This window comes from Leclercia sp. GHBNCSD, from assembly GCF_055805075.1.
The window spans coordinates 1,621,440-1,640,151 of sequence record NZ_JBQVYO010000001.1 but is presented as its reverse complement, the minus strand read 5'-3'; the positions used below and the strand labels follow the sequence as shown (position 1 = coordinate 1,640,151).

The window sequence follows — 18,712 nt, the reverse complement described above, 5'->3', positions numbered from 1 at the left end:
ATCTCACTTAACCGTCCAGCCCTTATAGGTGCCGACGTTGTTCTTATCGATCATCGTCACCGGGATCAGCACCGGCTCTTTCGGCGCCGGTTTACCCTGCAGAATGCCATAGCCAATCTCCACCGCTTTCGCCGCCATCACCTGCGGGTCCTGCGCCGGGGTGGCGATAAAGAGGGAGTTTTCGCGCTTCAGCGCCTCTTCCGCATCCGGGGAACCATCCACGCCAACGATAAAGAACTCGTTACGTTGCGCCTGTTTCGCCGCCAGATCGGCCCCGATCGCCGTCGGATCGTTGATGGCGAACACGCCGTCGATCTTCGGATTGGCGGCCAGCAGCGAGGTCATCACCTCCAGCCCGCCTTCACGGCTGCCCTTGGCGTTCTGGTTATCCGAGAGCACCTTGATATCCGGATGTTTTTTAAATTCGGTCTGGCACCCTTCCACGCGGTTCTGTACCGCAGAGACCGGCGGTCCGTTGATGATGACCACGTTGCCTTTGCCTTTCAGACGGTCGGTAATCAACTTACAGGCCATCTCGCCCGCCTGGGTGTTGTTGGAGGTGATGGTCGCATCGGCACCCTCTGCCGCCACGTCAACCGCCACCACCACGATCCCGGCATCTTTCGCGCGCTTCACCGCCGGGCCGATCCCCTTCGAGTCTGCGGCGTTAAGAATGATCATATCGACCTTAGCGGCGATAAAGTTATCAATCTGCGACACCTGCTGGCCGAGATCGTAACCGCTGGAGACCAGCGTCACTTTCACGTTATCTCCCGCCAGTTTGCGTGCTTCCAGCTCCGCCCCTTTGGTGATCTGCACAAAGAACGGGTTGGCCAGGTCACCCACCGTCACGCCGATGGACTTCAGCTCTTTGGCCTGGACAAACGGGGTTGCTGCAAGCAGTGCGCCAGCACAGAGCGCGGTAACAAGAGGTTTTAAACGCATATTTTTCGTCCTCGTTATGTAGGGTATTGTTGTTATGCACTTTGATGGTGTCGGGTACGGTATTTGTCGATCAGTACCGCAATGATGATCACCGCCCCTTTGATCACCAGTTGCCAGAAGTAGGAAACGCCCATCAGCGTCATGCCGTTGTTAAGGGTGGCAATAATCAGCGCCCCCACCAGCGTGCCGGTGATGGTGCCGATGCCGCCGACAAAGCTGGTGCCGCCGAGGATCACCGCCGCAATCGCATCCAGCTCATAGCCGGTGCCGAGGTTGCCGTTGGCGCTGTAGAGTCGCGAGGCGCTCATCACCCCGCCCAGACCCGAGAGCAGGCCGCTCATGCCGTAGACAAACAGCAGTACCATCCAGACCTTGATGCCCGTTAAGCGCGCCGCCTGCATGTTGCCGCCCACCGCATAAATGTGTACCCCGAGGGTGGTGCGGCGCAGGATGAACCAGCAGATGACGATGACCGCGAGGGCGATCACCACCAGCCACGGCACCGGCCCGAGGTAGTTATTGCCGATCCACTCAAAGCTGATGCTGGAGTTAATCACCGTGGTGCCGTCCGCCAGCAGATAGGCCGCCCCGCGCAGCGCCGTGTAGGTGCCGAGCGTGACGATAAAGGGGGGCAATCCGGCAAAGGCCACCAGCGCCCCGTTGATGGTGCCCAGCACCAGCCCGAGCATCAGGGCCGCCGGGACCGAGAGCATGGAGAGCTCCGGCATCAGCGAGACCACCATCGCCGCCACTGCGGTGGTGCCCAGAATCGAGCCTACCGAGAGGTCGATGCCGCCGGTCAGAATGATGAAGGTCATCCCCGCCGCCAGCACGATATTGATGGAGGCCTGACGGGTGATGTTCAGCAGGTTGCTTTCGGTAAAGAAGTTCGGGGCGATAAAGCCAAAGACGGCGACAATCAGGATCAATATCGGCAGGATCCCGATGGTTTGCATCAGATCGCCCATCAGCATTTTTTTGGCGGAGGCCGCTTTGGCCACCTGTTGCGGACTATTTTGTTGGCTCATGATTTTACCGCCTGGTGATGAGAGTCGTTAACGCCGGTTGCCAGTGTCATAATGTTTTCTTGTGTGATATCGGCCCGATGCAGCTCGCCGGCGATGCTCCCTTCGCGCATCACATAGACGCGATCGCTCATGCCCACCACTTCCGGCAGTTCGCTGGAGATCATCAGGATCGCCACCCCTTTGCGCGCCATCTGGTTCATGATCCGGTAGATCTCGCTTTTGGCCCCGACATCCACGCCGCGGGTCGGCTCGTCGAGGATCAGAATGCGCGGGCCAATCGCCACCCAGCGGGAGATGAGCAGCTTCTGCTGATTGCCGCCGGAGAGGCCGCCCGCCCGCACCTGGGAATGCGGCACGCGAATGTTAAGCAGGGCGATGGCATCATCGGAGATCGACTGCGCTTTTTTGCGGTTAAGCATGCCGAAGGTGGCGTCGCGCTCCAGCGTCGCCATGGTGATGTTCTCCTGCGCCGCCAGCTCAAGGAACAGCCCCTGCTCCTTGCGGTTCTCGGTTAAAAAACCGATGCCGTGCTCAATGGCGGCACGCGGGGAGTGGATCACCACCGGCTCGCCATCCACCTCAATCATGCCGCCGGTGGCCTTGCGCACGCCAAAAATCAGCTGGGCCAGCTCTGAGCGTCCGGCCCCCACCAGCCCGGCGAGCCCGACGATTTCACCGGAGCGCACCAGCAGGCTACACGGCTGCACTTTGCCACCGTCGGTCAGATGGTGGACATTCAGGCGCGGGCTGCCGAGAGGGATATCGCGCTCTTTATTGAATAGATCGCTCAACGGACGCCCGACCATCATCCGCACCAGTTCAGCGGCGTTGAGCTTGTCGCGGGTCAGGCTGCCGACGTACTGGCCGTCACGCAGTACGCTGACGCGATCCGACAGCTCATATACCTCCGCCATGCGGTGGCTGATGTAGATGATCGCCATCCCTTCATCGCGCAGGCGCAAAATCAGTTCAAACAGACGATGGGTCTCGCGAGAGGAGAGGGCGGCGGTGGGTTCATCCATCACCAGAATGCGACTGTTGCGGTGCAGCGCGCGGGCAATCTCCACCTGCTGCTGCTCGGCGATGGTCAGCTTCATCACCAGATCGGTGGCCTTAAACTGGGCGCCAAGCCGGTCAATTACCGCCTGGGCCTGGGCCGCCATCTCTTTACGCTGCACCAGCCCGCCGCGCGACAGCTCGCTGCCGAGGAAGATGTTTTCGGCCACGGTAAGGTTTGGTGCCAGCTGCATCTCCTGATAAATCAGGGTGATGCCTGCCGCCAGGGCATCTTTTGGGCCTTTGATGTGAAACGGCTTGCCGTCGATCAGGATCTCGCCGCTGGTGGCGATATAAGCCCCGGCGAGAATTTTCATCAGCGTACTTTTTCCGGCGCCGTTTTCACCCATTAGCGCGTGGATCTCACCGGGGAAGACCGTCAGATCCACACCCTTCAGCGCGTGAAAGCTGCCAAAGGTTTTGGCAATGCTGCGCATCTCTAAAACCGGGGTCCTGCTCATGGCGGATCTCCTGTGACGTTCGATATCCGCACTTCATCACAGCCCGGTAAATGCAAAATGTCAGAAGTCGTTCATATTTGTCATAGTTATGAATAGTTAATGTGGATCACAGTTACGCCACGGAGCCAACATGCCTTCACGCCGTCCTCCCTTTTTCGCCAGCGCCCGTGGCCGCCTGCTGATCTTCAATCTGCTGGTGGTGGCGGTGACGTTAATGGTCAGCGGCGTGGCGGTGCTGGGCTTTCGCCACGCCAGCCATATCCAGGAGCAGGTGCAGCGCCAGACGCTGGACGACATGACCGGCAGCATGAATTTGTCGCGGGAAACCGCCAACGTGGCGACGGCGGCGGTACGTTTGTCGCAGGTGGTGGGGGCGCTGGAATATAAAGACGAAGCCAACCGGCTGAAACAGACCCAGACGGCGCTGGGCCATTCACTGGCGCAGCTTGCCGATGCGCCGCTGGCGCAGCAGGAGCCGGCGCTGGTGGCGCGGATCATCCGGCGCAGCAACGAGCTGCAACAAAGCGTGACCGGGATGCTGGAACGCGGACAACGACGCCACCTGGAGCGTAATGCCCTGCTCAGCGCGCTCTACCAGAGCCAGAGCTATCTCCGCCATCTCCAGGAGATCAACCGCCGCTACGCCAGTAACGTGCCCGATGCCCGCCTGCTCAGCGAGATGGACCGGCTGATCGTCGCCGCCATCGAAACCCCTTCGCCGCGGGCGACCATCCAGCAGCTTGATACGGTGACGGCGATGCTGCCCCCTGGGGCCACTCAGCCGGTGGTGGGCTTTGTGCTGCCCGATTTTAACGCCGAGCTGAACAAGCTCGGCCCGCTCTCCCGGCAGCTGGAAGAGAGCGATCTGTCGATCAGCTGGTATATGTTTCACATCAAAGCGCTGGTGGCGATCCTCAACAGCGATATCAATCAGTATGTGGAGCAGGTGGCGCAGGCATCCCAGCTGCGTACCGCCCAGAGCCATCAGGAGCTGCGCTCCATCAGCGTCTTTATCACCCTTTCCGCCGTGCTGGCGCTGATCATTACCGCCTTTGCCTGCTGGTACATCTACCGCAACCTGGGCACCAACCTGACCGCCATCTCCCGGGCGATGTCGCGGCTGGCCCACGGGGAACAGGATGTCTCGGTGCCTGCGCTGCAACGGCGGGATGAGCTGGGCGAGCTGGCGCGGGCATTTAACGTCTTTGCCCGCAATACCGCTTCGCTGGAGCACACCACCCGGCTGCTGAAAGAGAAAACCTCCCAGATGGAGGTGGATCGCATTGAACGCCAGGGGCTGGAGGAGGCGCTGCTCCACAGCCAGAAGATGAAGGCGGTGGGTCAGCTGACGGGCGGGCTGGCGCATGATTTCAATAACCTGCTGGCGGTGATCATCGGCAGCCTGGAGCTGGCCGACCCCCATTCACCGGATGCGCCGCGCATCAGCCGCGCGCTGAAGGCCGCCGAGCGCGGGGCGCTGTTGACCCAGCGCCTGCTGGCCTTCTCCCGCAAACAGTCCCTGAACCCGCACGCGGTGGAGATGAAACCCCTGCTGGAAAACCTGGCCGAGCTGATGCGCCACTCCCTGCCCGCCACCCTTTCACTGGAGATCGAAGCGCAGACCCCGGCCTGGCCGGCGTGGATTGATATCAGCCAGCTGGAAAACGCCATTATTAACCTGGTGATGAACGCCCGGGATGCGATGGAAGGGCAAAGTGGAGTGATAAAAATCCGCACCTGGAACCAGCGCGTCACCCGCAGCGACGGACGCAGGCAGGATATGGTGGCGCTGGAGGTGATCGACCACGGCTGCGGGATGTCGCAGGCCATTAAATCCCGGGTCTTCGAACCCTTCTTCACCACCAAGCAGACCGGCAGCGGCAGCGGGCTGGGGCTGTCGATGGTGTATGGCTTTGTGCGCCAGTCCGGCGGGCGGGTGGAGATCGAAAGCGCGCCCGGGCAAGGCACCACCGTGCGGCTGCATCTGCCCCGCGCCACCCAGCCAGCACTTCCCCAGCCAGAGACGCTGGCGGCCGCCGCAGCGGTACAAAGCGACCGGCTGGTACTGGTGCTGGACGACCAGAGCGATGTTCGCCAGACCCTGTGCGAACAGCTGCACCAGCTGGGCTACCTGACGCTGGAGGCGGAAACCGGCGAGCAGGCGCTGCAGATGCTGAACGCATCGTCGGATATCGAGATGTTTATCAGCGACTTAATGCTTCCCGGTACCCTGAGCGGCGCGGAGGTGATCCAGCAGGTTCGCCAGCAGTTCCCGCATCTCCCCGTGCTATTGATGAGCGGCCAGGATCTGCGCCCGGCACATAACCCACAGCTGCCGGATGTGGAGCTGCTACGTAAGCCTTTTACCCGTGCGCAGCTGGCGCAGGCGCTGCAAAAAATCGGTGCCATGTTTAAGAATTAATCAATCGTGTCCGCTGCATGGGTGATGTTAATCTGCGCAAAAATGAGCGGATTAGGATATAAAAGGACTTATGCCGGTACTGACGAGAGGGGACTCACATATGATCGTGATGCCTACAACCTATAGCCCGATGACAGTCGCACGCGCCTTTACGCGGGTGGAAGAGATTGAACTCTCAGGGCGATTGCTGCATGTCATCTATGATCCCCAGACGCCTCGCGCGGCAATCATTGAAGCGGATATTGAAATCTTTGAAGGCATACCGCGACATCGGGTTGTGGCAGCGCTGGATTTACAGCGCAAACCTGCACTCGGTAAAGATATCGTTGCTGTTGAACGCTGCTGGGAAGATGCCCACATCCTTCAGGTTGAAGGCGTCTGTGTTGATCCTGGCGAGCGGGATAAAGGGCTGGCAACCCGACTTTATGAGGCATTAATCCTCCAGTGCGGTATTACGCTAATAAGCGATTTTGATCAGTACGAAGGCGGTAAAATGCTTTGGCAAAAGATTGCCCGTGAATCGGATCAAATCGCTGTGTTCGTACTGGATACCGAGCAAGGCGCATTTTGGCCTTATGATGGCAGTAAAGTGATTTACGATGGCGGCTGTATTCCTGAGGAGCGTATCTGGAGTGTTTCGCCTGACCAAAAATGCCATCGCGTTGTTTTAGTGGCCGAGAACAGGCAACGTGCGAATCACCTTATGGAAGAAACTTCCCCTTACAGAATTTGAGATTCCTCCGCTACTCGCTCCACCCGCTGTTTATTACCGTAAAGCCAGCTCACCTGCGAGACTGGCTTTATGAAACATTACTCTACCGCCCTGTTATTGGGTCTGCTCTCATTAACCAGCCATCTGGCTCACGCTGATATTGTTGACGACACCATCGGCAATATTCAGCAGGCGATTAACGACGCCTACAACCCCAACAGCGACCGCAGTAACGATGACGATGACCGTTACGATCGGCGTCGCAGCAGCGATAACCGACAGTATGAAGAGCGCCAGCGCCAGCTGGACGATCGCCGTCGTCGCCTGGATGAACGTCAGCGCCAGCTGGATGAAGACCGGCGTCGTTTAGAAGATGACGAGCGCAGGCTGGAAGAGGATTACGATCGGCGGTAATGCCAATGCCCGGCGGCGCGCCGCTTGCACGGGCCTACGGTTTCCCAGGCCGGGTAAGGCGAAGCCGCCACCCGGCATTGCGATACCTCAGTCCAGCGCCAGTACCATCCCGTCATACCCCGCTTCAAACCCCACAGGGAGCGGGTTGTCCATCATCCACACGTCAAACTCATGGCTGATATGGGTCAGGATCACCTGCGGGCAGACAATTACCTGATTGAGCGCAATAACCGTATTTAAATCGCAGTGGTTGCGCGGGGGCTCGTCCTGCGGCGCATGGCTACAGTCAATCACGATCGCCTGCGGCTGGTTGTTGAGCAGAAACTTCACCGTTTTCTCCGGCAGTCCGGCGGTATCGGAGAGCCAGGCCACGCGGCTGTGGGCGCTCTCCAGCAGATAGCCAAAAGTCAGCTTCGAATGGTTGAGCGGCAGCGGCGTCACCCGCAGGCCCTGGAGTTCAAAGACCACAAACGGCTCGAGAGTATGGCTAAAGTCGAGAAGGCCGGGATGTTTAAAGAGATCGTCGCACCCGGCTTCATCTGGCGGGCCGTAGACCGGAATGGTCGCCCCCACGCCCCAGCGCAGCGGAAACAGCCCCTGGACATGATCCATGTGGTAATGGGTGAGTAAAATCTGCTGAAAACTGCCCGCAGGCCAGTCGTCCATCAGGTGCGGGATCCCGGCATCCAGCAGCGTCACCGCATCATTGAATTTGACCACCGCGCTACAGGGGCGACGGCGATAATCTTCCTGCAAACGCGCCCGGCGGCAGGCCGGACAGTCGCAGCCAAAAGCGGGCACCAGCTGGGCGCCACCGGTTCCCGTTAACGTAATGGTCAGACTCATGGCGCCTCCTTACAGAGGTTTAGTGAAGCGGAAGTGGCTCTGGGTATACCCTTCACGAAGATAAAAGCGGTGCGCATCGAGACGCTTTACGCTGGTGGAGAGCTCGGTCGTCTCCGCCCCGGCGTGACGGGCCTCTTCTTCCGCCCAGGCCAGCAGCCGGCTGCCGACCTTCAGACCGCGCGCCTGCGGCATCACCACCAGCTCCTGGATCTCGCCGATCCAGTTGGCGTGATGCAGGTGAAACTGCATGTGCAGGCCGATCATCCCGATGATATGTCCATCCTGTTCCGCCAGCTGGTAACGCATATTGTGATCCTGCAGATTGGCCGCGAACCCCGCATGGAACGCCGAACGGTCAAGCTCCGCCTGTTTTAACTCACAGATCAGGCCATAGACCGCGTCAACGTCCTCCGCGGTGGCGGGGCGCAACTCACACTCGGGCATGGTTTTTCTCCTTCTGGCTAATGAGTGAAAGGAAGTTGTCGACAGACTGATGCAAACTGCCGTCATTGTTAAGGATCGGGCAGTCGGACGGCGTATAACGGGCGGCGCGCGCCAGCCGCTGGTCGATCTCTTTAGCGCTCTCCCGCCCACGCGCCTGCAGCCGGCTACGCAGGATCTCCGGCGACACCTGCAGGCAGATCGGCAGCAATGCCCCGGCGTAACGCGCCTGCGCCTGGGGCAGATGGGCGCGCGAGCCGTTTACCACCACGTCGAACCCGGCGTGCAGCCAGAGATCGATCTCCAGACCCACCCCATAATAATAGCCATTAGCGTGCCAGCTCAGGGCAAACAGATGCTGCCCGGCGCGGGTAAAAAACTCCGGCTCGCTGAGGGCGATGTGGTTTTCGCTCCCGGCAGTAGCGGCGCGCGTGATATAGCGGTGCGCCACCAGCAGTTGTGGATGAGGCTGCTCGCGCAACGCCGCCAGCAGGCTATCTTTTCCGGAGCCGGAAGGCCCCATTAACCAGATTAGTCTTCCCATCAGAACACCCGTTTTCCCTGACGCCAGACGTGGTCGATATGAATGTGCTCGCCTTTACGGTGCGCCAGCACCAGGTCCGCCCGCTTGCCTTCGCCAATCACCCCGCGATCGTGCAGGTTGAGCGCCTGCGCCGGGTTGCGGGTCACCAGGCGGATCGCCTCCGGCAGGGTAAAACGATTCTCCTCGTCGTCCGCCACCCGGAACGCCGCATCCAGCAGGCTGGCGGGGTAGTAATCGGAGGAGAGGATATCCAGCAGGCCGAGGGAAGCGAGCTGGCTTGCCGCTACGTTGCCGGAGTGCGAGCCGCCGCGCACGATGTTCGGGGCGCCCATCAGCACGTTCATTCCGTGCTGGCGGGAGGCCTCTGCGGCTTCGAACGTGGTAGGAAATTCGGCGATCACACTGCCAAGCTGCCGGGATTCAAGCACATGATTCGCGGTGGCGTCGTCATGGCTGGCGAGGGCGATATTGCGCGCCCGGCACAGCGCAGCAATGGCCTGGCGGTTGGGCTGCGACCAGCGGGCAGCAAGCGCCAGCTGCTCCTCTTCGTAGCGCGCCATCTGCGCGTCGTTGAGGGCATATTTACCCTGATAATATTCACGATACTTTTCGATATTAGCGAACTGGCGCTGGCCCGGAGAGTGATCCATCAGCGACACCAGAGTGACCGGCTCACGGTCCACCAGCTTCTCGAACAGCGGCAGGGTGGTGTGATGGGGTAGCTCGCAGCGCAGGTGCAGGCGGTGCTCGGCGCGGTTGAGGCCGCGCTTCTGCGTCTCTTCCACGGCGTTGATCATCTTCTCCAGATTCTCCAGACGATCGCCGCCGTCGCGCACGTCGCCAATCGCCACCGCATCCAGCACCGTGGTGATGCCGCTGGCGACCATCATCCCGTCGTGGCTGCTCATTGCCGAATGGGCGGGCCAGTCCACTTTGGGCCGCGGGGTGAAGAACTTATCCATGTTGTCGGTGTGCAGCTCAATCAGCCCTGGCAGCAGCCAGCCGCCTTCACCGTCCATCGCTTCCGGCAGGCGGCTTTGGGTTTCGGCAAAGGCGCGAATGATGCCGTCCTGAATGTCGATGGAGCCGTCAACGACCTCGTTTTCCAGCACCAGTTTTACGTTATTGACGATCATGCGGTGATCCCCATCGGGTGCAGACGATCCGCCACGCGATCCCGCACCGCGTCGTCGTGGAAGATCCCGACGATCGCTGCGCCGCGCGCTTTGGCCTCTTCGATCAGTTCAATAACCGCTGCGCTGTTTTTGGCATCCAGCGAGGCGGTCGGTTCATCGAGCAGTAAAATCGGGTAATCGACGATAAAGCCGCGGGCTATATTCACCCGCTGCTGCTCGCCGCCGGAGAAGGTGGAGGGGGCGAGATGCCACAGGCGCTCCGGCACGTTAAGGCGCGTCAGCAGGCTGGCGGCTTTGGCGGCGCAGATGTTGCGCGGTACGCCCAGATCCAGCAGCGGCTGCATCACCACCTCCAGCGCCGGAACGCGCGGGATCACCCGTAAAAACTGGCTGACCCAGCCAATGGTGGTGCGCCTGACGTCCCGCACCTTACGCGCCGGGGCCTGCACCAGATCGACCCATTCATCGCCGTGACGCACATGGATATGGCCTTCGTCCGGCAGGTAGTTGGCATACAGCGAGCGCAGCAGGGTCGATTTGCCGCTGCCGGAGTGGCCGTGCAGCACCACGCATTCGCCATTTTTTACCTCAAGGGAGGCGTTTTGCAGCACCGGCAGGCGCACGCCGTTTTGCTGGTGGAGTACAAAGGTCTTACTTACGTTTTGTACGTGGATCATTTTGGCCTCGTGGCGTTTTCTTGCCGGGTGGCGCTGCGCTTACCCGGCCTACAAGGTGCTGGATTCATTGCCGGGTGGCGCTTCGCTTACCCGGCCTACAAAGAGCGCGGTTCGTAGGCCGGGTCAGGCGAAGCCGCCACCCGGCAACAGCAACCTCAATTCTGCAATACGGACGACACCAGCAACTGGGTGTAAGGATGGTGGGGATCGTCGAGTACCCGGTCGGTCAGCCCACTTTCCACCACTTCGCCGCTCTTCATCACCAGCAGACGGTCCGCCAGCAGGCGGGCAACGCCCAGGTCGTGGGTGACAATCACCACCGCCAGGTTCAGCTCCACCACCAGACCGCGGAGCAGATCCAGCAGGCGGGCCTGCACCGACACGTCCAGCCCACCGGTAGGTTCATCCATAAAGACCAGTTTCGGATGGGTAACCAGGTTGCGGGCGATCTGCAGGCGCTGCTGCATCCCGCCGGAGAAGGTGGTGGGCAGGTCGTCGATGCGCGACGCCGGGATCTCCACCTCCTCCAGCCACTGTTTCGCCGTCGCGCGGATGTCGCCGTAGTGGCGCGCGCCGGTGGCCATCAGCCGTTCGCCGATGTTGCCCCCCGCCGAGACCTGGCGGCGCAGGCCATCCATCGGATGCTGATGCACCACGCCCCACTCGGTGCGCAGCAGGCGACGTCGCTCGGCCTCGCTCATGCCATACAGCGAGTGGCCGTCATAGAGAATGTCGCCGTTCTGCGGCGTCAGGCGCGCCGAGAGGGATTTCAGCAGGGTGGTTTTGCCGGAGCCGGACTCGCCGACAATCCCCAGCACTTCCCCCGGCCACAGGTCAAACGACACGTCGCTGAAGCCTTTGCCCGGCGCATAAAGATGGGTCAGGTTAGTGACCGAAAGCAGCGGTTTCATTGGCTGTTGGCCTCGCTCTGTTGGCGGCAAAAATCGGTATCGGAGCAGACAAACATCCGTTTGCCGGTGTCATCCAGAACCACTTCGTCGAGATAGCTGTGCTTCGACCCACAGATGGCGCACGGCTCATCCCACTCCTGCACCGTAAACGGGTGATCGTCAAAGTCGAGGCTCTCAACCCGCGTGTAGGGCGGCACGGCGTAGATGCGTTTTTCGCGCCCGGCGCCAAAGAGTTGCAGGGCGGGCATCATGTCCATCTTCGGGTTATCGAACTTCGGGATTGGTGACGGGTCCATCACGTAGCGCCCGTTCACCTTCACCGGGTAGGCGTAGGTGGTGGCGATGTGGCCGAAGCGGGCGATATCCTCATACAGCTTCACCTGCATTACGCCGTACTCTTCCAGGGCGTGCATGGTGCGGGTTTCGGTTTCGCGCGGCTCGATAAAGCGCAGCGGTTCGGGGATCGGCACCTGGAAAATCAAAATCTGATCTTCAACGAGCGGGGTCTCCGGGATGCGGTGGCGGGTCTGGATCAGCGTGGCGTCTTCGGTGCGCTCGGTGGTGTTCACCCCCGTCACGCGCGTAAAGAACTGGCGGATCGAGACGGCGTTGGTAGTGTCGTCCGCCCCCTGGTCAATCACCTTCAGCACGTCCGCTTCGCCAATCACGCTGGCGGTGATCTGAATCCCGCCGGTGCCCCAGCCGTAGGGCATGGGCATTTCACGGCCACCGAACGGCACCTGATAGCCGGGGATGGCGACCGCTTTTAAAATGGCGCGGCGGATCATGCGTTTGGTTTGCTCATCCAGATAAGCAAAGTTGTAGCCGCTGAGGTTAGCCATTGTCGCGCTCCTGTTGCAGACGTTTAAGCAGCTCCAGTTCAGCCTGGAAATCGACGTAGTGCGGCAGCTTGAGGTGCGAGACAAAGCCTGCGGCCTCAACGTTATCCGCATGGGCCAGCACAAACTCCTCGTCCTGCGCCGGGCCAGTAATGTTCTCGTCGTAGTCGGGAGCCTGAAGGGCGCGGTCAACCAGCGCCATCGCCATCGCCTTGCGCTCGCCCATGCCGAACACCAGGCCGTAGCCGCGGGTGAAGTGCGGCGCGTCGTTATCCGGGGTGACGAAGCCGTTCACCATTTCGCATTCGGTCATCAGCATTTCACCGACGTTCACCGCAAATCCCAGCTCTTCCGGCACAATATTGATGTCGATATAGCCGCTGCGGATCTCCCCCGCGAAGGGGTGGTTACGGCCATAGCCACGCTGAGTGGAGTAGGCCAGCGCCAGCAGGTAGCCCTCGTCGCCGCGCATCAGCTGCTGCAGGCGCGATGAACGTGAACAGGGGTAAACCGGCGGCGTGCGGGTGATGTCGTCTGGCTCATCGCCATAATCTTCTTCCGCTTTCGCCAGCCCCTGATTGGCCAGCAGGCTAAAGACGTGCGGCGCGGCGTCCTGCTTGGTGTTTGAGGGGGTAAGGCGAGGGGCTTCGCCGTTTGCCAGCAGGGTGAAATCGAGCAGGCGGTGAGTGTAATCGTAGGTCGGGCCAAGCAGCTGGCCGCCGGGAATGTCTTTATAGACCGCCGAAATACGGCGCTCCAGGCGCATCTCTGCGGTGTTGATGGGCTCGCTCACCGCCAGCTTCGCCAGCGTAGTGCGGTAGGCGCGCAGCAGGAAGATGGCCTCGACGTTATCGCCGCTGGCCTGCTTCAGCGCCAGGGCCGCCAGCTCGCGATCGGCGATGCCGCCTTCGGTCATTACCCGGTCAACGGCCAGGTTCAACTGCTGTTCAATCTGGGCGACGCTCAGCTCGGGGATCTGCTCATCGCCCCGGCGTCTGTGCTCCTGCAACGCGTGGGCGGCGGCGATCGCCTTCTCGCCCCCTTTGACGGCAACGTACATCAGCACACCTCCACGTGGGTGGTTCGCGGGATCGCCAGCAGGCGCTCGCCGCAGGTCAGCAGCAGGTCGATGCCCAGCGGAAACGGGTGCGGGCGCTCGGTCAGCTCGTGAATGATGCACTCCGGCAGCTGCGGGGCGACCATCCGCTCCTCGGCGATGCCGGCCCCGGTCAGGCGCAGCATGCGTCCGCCACTCAGGCTGGAGACCTGCAAAATCAGGGTGGCGCTGGTCTCCGGCGCCACAGCGGTGCCTTCGCTCAGGGCGTTGAGCTGCTCGTGGCCGATCTGCTCGTCGGCGACGGCGAACACCGCCTGCTGCGGCTGCTCCACCAGCGGGGCGCTGGTATGAAAACGCAGGTTGCTGCTGACGATATCGTTGCTGACGGAGCCCGACAGCCAGACCGGGGTGTCGTTATCGGCCAGGGTCAGCAGCACGCTGGTGGTGGCGAGGTTCAGCGGCTGCCAGCCATGCTTAAGCTGATGCAGCGAGACGATGACGCCCGGCTCGCTCATCGCTTTCAGCAGACGACGAAAGCTGTGCTGGGCATCCTGCACGGCAAGGGTAAAAGCGGGGTGAAGTGTCATGCGTTGTCTCCGCGAACGAGCGTAAAGAAGTCGACCCGGCTGGTGTTCACTTCGGCCTGACGGGCGGCAAGGCGTGCGGCGCGGTCGGCTTCCAGCGGGGCAATAACGGTTTCCATCAGGGCCTGAAAATGGGGCGCTTCCTGCAGCAGGGCGTCCACAACGGCGCACTGCTCGGCGTGGGGTTTGTTACGCCCGAGCAGGTAGCTGTAGCCGAGGGTGCCGCTGGCAAGACGCACCACGGCGCGGGTCAGGGTGGCATCGCCAGCAAAGTAACGTGCCCCGGTACCGCCCATCCGCGCCTGGATCTGCACCAGTCCGGTTTCAGGCGCGCGGATCAGTTCATAAGCGGGCGACAGGCTCAGCGCCGACATCCGCGCGGCAAGCGCCGCAGGCTGGCTGTGGGCGAGCACCGCCATCCAGTGCTGACGGGTGGAGGTATCGAAATGCATTCAGTGCTCCATGGTGAATTCAATCATGTCGGCGCGGGTCAGGCTGACGGAGTACTCCGTCGCGTTCACCTCGCCGTCACGGTGGTTAAGGGTGCGCACGCAGAGCAGAGGCGCCATATTGGGGATCTCCAGCACCTTGCTCTCTTTGGCCTGGGCGCGGCGGGCGCTGATGCGCGTCTGGGTGCGTTTGAGCGCAACCCCCGTGGCATCCTGCAGAAAGTCATGCAGCGAGCCGCTGGTGAAATGTTGCAGCACCGGCCAGAGGGCCAGGTCCGCGAAGTAGTGATCGATCTGGCACACCGCCACGCCATTGACCCGGCGCAGGGTACGCAGGTGGATGACGTTGTCCCCCTCCTGGATCCCCAGCGCATCCGCCACGTGGCTGGAGGCCGGACGCAGCACCGAGAGCAGCTTTTCGCTGGTGGGGTGGCTGCCCTGATCCAGCAGGTTCTGGCTGAAGCGCGCCTGGGCGTTGAGCGGGTAGTCGAACGGGCGCATCAGCACCAGCACGCCGACGCCCTGGCGGCGCTGCACCCAGCCGCGCTCCACCAACTGGTCAATGGCCCGGCGCAGGGTGTGACGGTTGACTTCATAGCGGTCGGCAAGCTGCTGTTCCGCAGGTAGATAGTCCCCGCAGCGGTAGTGCGTGCGCAGCTCCACTTCGAGCTTCGCCGCAATCTCTTGCCAGCGGGTGGGGTAACTGGTCGGATGTCTGGATAAGTGCATACAAATCAAAGCCTCGCTTCTCAGATGAAGTGCTTACGCAAACGTTGAGAGAGGAAGTCCAGCAGGCTGACGGTGATGATGATGAGCACCATCAGGGCGCAGGTTTGCTGGAACTGGAAACCGCGAATCGCTTCCCACAGGGTGACGCCAATTCCGCCTGCGCCCACCATGCCAACAACGGTGGCGGAGCGGACGTTGGACTCAAAGCGGTAGAGGGAGTAGGAGATGAGCAGCGGCATCACCTGGGGCAGCACGCCGTAAAGGATCTCTTCAATTTTGTTGGCACCGGTGGCGCGAATGCCTTCGACCGGGCCGGGCTCAATGGCTTCTACCGCTTCCGAAAGCAGCTTGGAGAGTACGCCGGTGGTGTGAATAAAAAGCGCCAGCACCCCGGCGAAGGGACCGAGACCGACGGCGACCACGAACAGCATCGCAAAGACCATTTCGTTGATGGCGCGGCAGGCGTCCATCAGGCGGCGCACCGGCTGGTAAACCCACCACGGCACAATGTTGTCGGCACTCATCAGGCCGAAGGGAATGGAGAGCACCACGGCCAGGGCGGTGCCCCAGACGGCAATTTGCAGCGTGACGGTCATTTCGCTGAGGTAGTCCTGCCACTGGCTGAAGTCCGGCGGGAAGAAGTCGGCGGCGAAGGTCGCCATGTTGCCCGAGTCCTGGATCAGCGTCAGCGGGGCCATTTCCGCGCCCTTCCAGGAGATAACCAGCACCGCCAGCAGGATGGCCCAGCTTATTAGCGAGAACCAGCTGCGTTTTGGCGGTGGGAGGGTGATGGTTTGCATGTGTGCTCCTTAATCTGTTCTCCCTCTCCCTTAAGGGAGAGGGGACTTAATCACTGCACCGCTTTGGTCACGCTGGTCATCGCGCCCAGCGCGGCGGTCAGGCGGTCGAGATCGTCCAGCTGCGCCTGAATTTCAGACAGCTTGCTGTTCTTCTCTTCCTCTTTCAGCGTCTTGTTGTCCTTCACGCCCTGGATCTGTTTGAACAGCGCCAGCTGGCGAATCGGCACCAGCTGCAGGTCGCTGGAGGCGCGGAACGGCGCCCAGCCCAGGCGTTCCAGCACGGTTTTCTCTTCCGCGGTTTTGCCGTAGTTCATAAAGAAGTCGTACACCTTCTCCTTGGTGCTTTCGGAGAGGTTCTTACGCCACACAATCGGGTCGCCCGGGATCAGCGGGGATTTCCAGATCACCTTCAGTTGTTTCAGCTTGTCTGGCGCGGAGGTCTTCAGCTTGTCGAGGTTTTCGGTGTTGTTGGTGGCAACATCCACCTGTTTGTTGGCGACGGCCAGGGCGTTGGTTTCATGCCCGGCGTTGACCGTGCGTTTGAATTCGCTGGTGGAGACATTGTTTTTGGCAAAGACGTAATAGCCCGGCACCAGGAAGCCCGACGTGGAGTTGGGATCGCCGTTGCCAAAGGTGAGCTCTTTACGTTTGGCGAGCATGTCGTTGAGGTTGTTAATTGGACTGTCTTTATTGACGATCAGCACGCTCCAGTAACCCGGGGAGCCGTCGGCGGCCACGGTTTGCGCAAAGACCTGACCGTTGGCACGATCCACCGCTTCCATCGCCGAGAGGTTGCCGTACCAGGCGATATCCACTTTATTGAAGCGCATCCCCTGGATGATGCCCGCGTAGTCCGGGGCGAAGAAGGCGTTCACTTTGATCCCCAGTTTGGTTTCCATATCTTTCAGGAACGGTTCCCACTGAGGCTTCAGGTTCTGCTGTGATTCCGTCGAAATAATGCCGAAATTCAGCGCTTTTTCCTGCTCCTCTGCAAACGCAGGGCTGAACAGGGTGCTGATGCTGAACATGCTGGTGAAGGCCAGCGCGGCAACCGTCTTATAGCTCATTTCCATTCCTCATTGTGGAGACGTTAAGCAGCCTGCGCGCGCTCTTCGACGCGGTTAATGCTGCGGTAGAGATGATCAAAGCGTTCGTTATCAAACTGATGGCTGGCGCCATCGAAGAAGACGTGCCCCTGACGCAGGGCGACGATGCGCTCGCAGTAGCGCAGGGCGTAATCCACCTGGTGCAGCGTGACCACCACGGTGATGCCGTCCTTGCGGTTAATGTCGCGCAGGGTTTCCATGACGATGCGGGCCGACTCCGGGTCCAGCGAGGCGATCGGCTCATCGGCGAGAATGATTTTGGCTTTCTGCATCAGCGCCCGGGCAATGGCCACGCGCTGCTGCTGACCGCCAGAAAGGGTGGAGACGCGCTGGTGGGCGAAGTGGGCCATGCCGACGCGGGTGAGCGCCTGCAGCGCCTCCTGCTTCTGAGCTGGCGAGAACCAGCGCAGACAGGTGCGCCAGAACGGGGTGCTGCCGAGCGCACCAATCAGCACGTTCTCCAGCACCGTCAGGCGGTTTACCAGGTTGAACTGCTGGAAGATGTAGCCGGTCTGGGCGCGGCTTTTGCGGATATCACTCGCCAGACGGCCCGCGCGCTGCACGGTATTACCCAGCAGCTCAACGTGGCTTTCTGAGGTTTTGTCGCAGGTGATGAGGCCGCTTAAGTGGCGCAGAAGAGTGGATTTACCTGAACCGGATGGCCCGAGCAGCGCTACCATTTCGCCCTGCTGGACGGTCAGATCAACGGCATGCAGAGCCTTGTTGTGATGGAAGGTCTTGCTGAGTTTCTCGACACGGATGACAGTGTGCATGGGTAAGGCCTCAATTCAAATGTGGCCTCATGCTGGCGGATCAATGTGACATTTAGGTTAAGTGTTGGTTGCGAGAGTTTGAAGAGTTGAGGTGAAAGCGATGACAGGCGATCAACGAGAAGGGGGAGGTATTTGTAGGCCTGATAAGCGAAGCGCATCCGGCAAAAGTGCCCGGCGGCGCTGCGCTTGCCGGGCCTCAAAAGACAACGACAAATCAGTTCTTCTTCACGAACTCGGATTTGAGCTTCATCGGGCCGAAGCCGTCAATTTTACAGTCGATATTGTGGTCGCCCTCGACCAGACGGATGCCCTTCACTTTGGTGCCGATCTTCAGCATTGAAGAGCTGCCTTTGACCTTCAGATCTTTAATGACGGTGACGTTGTCGCCATCCGCCAGCAGGTTGCCGTTGGCATCTTTAACGATCAGCTCATCGCTCTCGGCTACGGGTTCTGCGTTGTTCCATTCGTAAGCGCATTCCGGGCAGATGAACATACCGTTATCTTCATAGGTGTATTCAGAGTTGCATTTAGGACAGTGTGGAAGCTGCATGGTGTTCTCCTCAAAATAGTGCGAACCGGCGGCAATGAGGCCCGCCAAAAATCGACAGGTTGTCGAAAAAGGCGGCAAGTATAGCGCATGTCCTTACTTTTGTCGGTGATATTATTTTTCGCTTTTGGCTAAAAAAAGCGTTTCTGATGACAGGGTCTGTCAGTGACTCAGGTAATGATAAGTACCCGGCGCGAGAATGAAACGCTTGCGAATGAAAGCAATAATATTTTAT

Annotated in this window: 21 protein-coding genes; 3 read left to right on the top strand and 18 right to left on the bottom strand. The window is 60.5% G+C overall.

Going from position 1 to position 18,712, the window contains the following annotated elements; all coding sequences use genetic code 11:
* Positions 1-3: 3 nt before the first annotated feature.
* Genes ACT3IC_RS08010 through ACT3IC_RS08000 form a run of 3 tightly spaced genes read right to left on the bottom strand, consistent with a single transcriptional unit; the run spans position 4 to position 3,490 of the window.
* Entirely contained in the window at positions 4-945 is a 942-nt protein-coding gene (locus ACT3IC_RS08010; RefSeq protein WP_103177891.1) for an ABC transporter substrate-binding protein, read from the bottom strand.
* Positions 946-977: 32 nt separating this feature from the next.
* The gene (locus ACT3IC_RS08005; protein ID WP_103177892.1) at positions 978-1,973 is read right to left on the bottom strand and encodes an ABC transporter permease subunit; all 996 of its coding nucleotides are present in this window, start codon (positions 1,971-1,973) and stop codon (positions 978-980) included.
* Complete coding sequence (locus ACT3IC_RS08000; protein WP_156653742.1) at positions 1,970-3,490, bottom strand: sugar ABC transporter ATP-binding protein; 1,521 nt, start codon at positions 3,488-3,490, stop codon at positions 1,970-1,972. The genes ACT3IC_RS08005 and ACT3IC_RS08000 overlap by 4 nt, the downstream gene beginning before the upstream one ends.
* 130 nt (positions 3,491-3,620) lie before the next feature.
* Here ACT3IC_RS08000 and ACT3IC_RS07995 point away from each other — a divergent pair, with 130 nt between their 5' ends.
* From ACT3IC_RS07995 to yjdP, 3 genes are all read left to right on the top strand, one after another.
* On the top strand, positions 3,621-5,912 hold the full coding sequence (locus ACT3IC_RS07995; protein ID WP_156653743.1) for an ATP-binding protein: 2,292 nt from the start codon (positions 3,621-3,623) through the stop codon (positions 5,910-5,912).
* A 100-nt stretch (positions 5,913-6,012) separates the two neighbouring features.
* Positions 6,013-6,645 (top strand): GNAT family N-acetyltransferase, encoded by a 633-nt coding sequence (locus tag ACT3IC_RS07990; RefSeq protein WP_156653744.1) that lies wholly within the window; start codon positions 6,013-6,015, stop codon positions 6,643-6,645.
* Between the two features lie 69 nt (positions 6,646-6,714).
* Complete coding sequence (gene yjdP / locus ACT3IC_RS07985; RefSeq protein WP_103177896.1) at positions 6,715-7,038, top strand: DDRRRQL repeat protein YjdP; 324 nt, start codon at positions 6,715-6,717, stop codon at positions 7,036-7,038.
* A gap of 87 nt (positions 7,039-7,125) precedes the next feature.
* On the opposite strand, the gene phnP is transcribed toward yjdP, so the two are convergent.
* The 15 genes from phnP to ACT3IC_RS07910 all read right to left on the bottom strand — a co-directional run bounded on the left by phnP (position 7,126) and on the right by ACT3IC_RS07910 (position 18,480).
* On the bottom strand, positions 7,126-7,884 hold the full coding sequence (phnP, locus tag ACT3IC_RS07980) for a phosphonate metabolism protein PhnP (RefSeq protein WP_159340254.1): 759 nt from the start codon (positions 7,882-7,884) through the stop codon (positions 7,126-7,128).
* Between the two features lie 9 nt (positions 7,885-7,893).
* Positions 7,894-8,328 carry an aminoalkylphosphonate N-acetyltransferase gene (gene phnO / locus ACT3IC_RS07975; protein ID WP_473477072.1) on the bottom strand — a complete coding sequence of 145 codons (435 nt, stop codon included), beginning with the start codon at positions 8,326-8,328 and terminating at the stop codon, positions 7,894-7,896.
* Positions 8,315-8,872, bottom strand: coding sequence for a ribose 1,5-bisphosphokinase (gene phnN / locus ACT3IC_RS07970; RefSeq protein ID WP_103177899.1), 558 nt, complete (start codon positions 8,870-8,872; stop codon positions 8,315-8,317). The genes phnO and phnN overlap by 14 nt, the downstream gene beginning before the upstream one ends.
* Positions 8,869-10,005, bottom strand: a complete 1,137-nt coding sequence (gene phnM, locus ACT3IC_RS07965) for an alpha-D-ribose 1-methylphosphonate 5-triphosphate diphosphatase (protein WP_473477070.1) — start codon at positions 10,003-10,005, stop codon at positions 8,869-8,871. Before phnM ends, phnN begins: the two co-directional genes overlap by 4 nt.
* Entirely contained in the window at positions 10,002-10,682 is a 681-nt protein-coding gene (phnL, locus tag ACT3IC_RS07960; RefSeq protein ID WP_420193188.1) for a phosphonate C-P lyase system protein PhnL, read from the bottom strand. Before phnL ends, phnM begins: the two co-directional genes overlap by 4 nt.
* Before the next feature lie 155 nt (positions 10,683-10,837).
* On the bottom strand, positions 10,838-11,593 hold the full coding sequence (gene phnK / locus ACT3IC_RS07955; RefSeq protein ID WP_156653748.1) for a phosphonate C-P lyase system protein PhnK: 756 nt from the start codon (positions 11,591-11,593) through the stop codon (positions 10,838-10,840).
* Positions 11,590-12,435 carry an alpha-D-ribose 1-methylphosphonate 5-phosphate C-P-lyase PhnJ gene (gene phnJ / locus ACT3IC_RS07950; protein WP_103177903.1) on the bottom strand — a complete coding sequence of 282 codons (846 nt, stop codon included), beginning with the start codon at positions 12,433-12,435 and terminating at the stop codon, positions 11,590-11,592. The genes phnK and phnJ overlap by 4 nt, the downstream gene beginning before the upstream one ends.
* Entirely contained in the window at positions 12,428-13,492 is a 1,065-nt protein-coding gene (locus ACT3IC_RS07945; RefSeq protein ID WP_473477066.1) for a carbon-phosphorus lyase complex subunit, read from the bottom strand. The genes phnJ and ACT3IC_RS07945 overlap by 8 nt, the downstream gene beginning before the upstream one ends.
* Complete coding sequence (gene phnH, locus ACT3IC_RS07940; protein ID WP_103177905.1) at positions 13,492-14,076, bottom strand: phosphonate C-P lyase system protein PhnH; 585 nt, start codon at positions 14,074-14,076, stop codon at positions 13,492-13,494. Before phnH ends, ACT3IC_RS07945 begins: the two co-directional genes overlap by 1 nt.
* Complete coding sequence (gene phnG / locus ACT3IC_RS07935; protein WP_103177906.1) at positions 14,073-14,525, bottom strand: phosphonate C-P lyase system protein PhnG; 453 nt, start codon at positions 14,523-14,525, stop codon at positions 14,073-14,075. The genes phnH and phnG overlap by 4 nt, the downstream gene beginning before the upstream one ends.
* A complete protein-coding gene (gene phnF / locus ACT3IC_RS07930) occupies positions 14,526-15,251 on the bottom strand; it encodes a phosphonate metabolism transcriptional regulator PhnF (protein ID WP_103177907.1) in 726 nt (241 codons plus the stop codon). It abuts the gene before it with no gap.
* 20 nt (positions 15,252-15,271) lie between these two features.
* Positions 15,272-16,051: a phosphonate ABC transporter, permease protein PhnE gene (gene phnE, locus ACT3IC_RS07925; protein WP_473477062.1), complete on the bottom strand. Its 780-nt coding sequence runs from the start codon at positions 16,049-16,051 to the stop codon at positions 15,272-15,274.
* Between the two features lie 50 nt (positions 16,052-16,101).
* Complete coding sequence (gene phnD / locus ACT3IC_RS07920; RefSeq protein ID WP_159340248.1) at positions 16,102-17,118, bottom strand: phosphonate ABC transporter substrate-binding protein; 1,017 nt, start codon at positions 17,116-17,118, stop codon at positions 16,102-16,104.
* Positions 17,119-17,141: 23 nt separating this feature from the next.
* On the bottom strand, positions 17,142-17,930 hold the full coding sequence (gene phnC, locus ACT3IC_RS07915) for a phosphonate ABC transporter ATP-binding protein (protein ID WP_103177910.1): 789 nt from the start codon (positions 17,928-17,930) through the stop codon (positions 17,142-17,144).
* Between the two features lie 214 nt (positions 17,931-18,144).
* Positions 18,145-18,480 (bottom strand): zinc ribbon domain-containing protein YjdM, encoded by a 336-nt coding sequence (locus ACT3IC_RS07910; protein ID WP_156653751.1) that lies wholly within the window; start codon positions 18,478-18,480, stop codon positions 18,145-18,147.
* Between the last annotated feature and the right edge of the window lie 232 nt (positions 18,481-18,712).

Coding starts and splice junctions, on each gene's coding strand:
- ACT3IC_RS08005 (WP_103177892.1), bottom strand. CDS start 1,973: ATGAGCCAACAAAATAGTCCGCAACAGGTGGCCAAAGCGGCCTCCGCC.
- phnG (WP_103177906.1), bottom strand. CDS start 14,525: ATGCATTTCGATACCTCCACCCGTCAGCACTGGATGGCGGTGCTCGCC.
- phnC (WP_103177910.1), bottom strand. CDS start 17,930: ATGCACACTGTCATCCGTGTCGAGAAACTCAGCAAGACCTTCCATCAC.
- phnM (WP_473477070.1), bottom strand. CDS start 10,005: ATGATCGTCAATAACGTAAAACTGGTGCTGGAAAACGAGGTCGTTGAC.
- phnD (WP_159340248.1), bottom strand. CDS start 17,118: ATGAGCTATAAGACGGTTGCCGCGCTGGCCTTCACCAGCATGTTCAGC.
- yjdP (WP_103177896.1), top strand. CDS start 6,715: ATGAAACATTACTCTACCGCCCTGTTATTGGGTCTGCTCTCATTAACC.
- phnP (WP_159340254.1), bottom strand. CDS start 7,884: ATGAGTCTGACCATTACGTTAACGGGAACCGGTGGCGCCCAGCTGGTG.
- ACT3IC_RS08010 (WP_103177891.1), bottom strand. CDS start 945: ATGCGTTTAAAACCTCTTGTTACCGCGCTCTGTGCTGGCGCACTGCTT.
- ACT3IC_RS08000 (WP_156653742.1), bottom strand. CDS start 3,490: ATGAGCAGGACCCCGGTTTTAGAGATGCGCAGCATTGCCAAAACCTTT.
- phnJ (WP_103177903.1), bottom strand. CDS start 12,435: ATGGCTAACCTCAGCGGCTACAACTTTGCTTATCTGGATGAGCAAACC.
- ACT3IC_RS07945 (WP_473477066.1), bottom strand. CDS start 13,492: ATGTACGTTGCCGTCAAAGGGGGCGAGAAGGCGATCGCCGCCGCCCAC.
- ACT3IC_RS07995 (WP_156653743.1), top strand. CDS start 3,621: ATGCCTTCACGCCGTCCTCCCTTTTTCGCCAGCGCCCGTGGCCGCCTG.
- phnF (WP_103177907.1), bottom strand. CDS start 15,251: ATGCACTTATCCAGACATCCGACCAGTTACCCCACCCGCTGGCAAGAG.
- phnE (WP_473477062.1), bottom strand. CDS start 16,051: ATGCAAACCATCACCCTCCCACCGCCAAAACGCAGCTGGTTCTCGCTA.
- phnH (WP_103177905.1), bottom strand. CDS start 14,076: ATGACACTTCACCCCGCTTTTACCCTTGCCGTGCAGGATGCCCAGCAC.
- phnL (WP_420193188.1), bottom strand. CDS start 10,682: ATGATCCACGTACAAAACGTAAGTAAGACCTTTGTACTCCACCAGCAA.
- phnO (WP_473477072.1), bottom strand. CDS start 8,328: ATGCCCGAGTGTGAGTTGCGCCCCGCCACCGCGGAGGACGTTGACGCG.
- ACT3IC_RS07990 (WP_156653744.1), top strand. CDS start 6,013: ATGATCGTGATGCCTACAACCTATAGCCCGATGACAGTCGCACGCGCC.
- phnK (WP_156653748.1), bottom strand. CDS start 11,593: ATGAAACCGCTGCTTTCGGTCACTAACCTGACCCATCTTTATGCGCCG.
- ACT3IC_RS07910 (WP_156653751.1), bottom strand. CDS start 18,480: ATGCAGCTTCCACACTGTCCTAAATGCAACTCTGAATACACCTATGAA.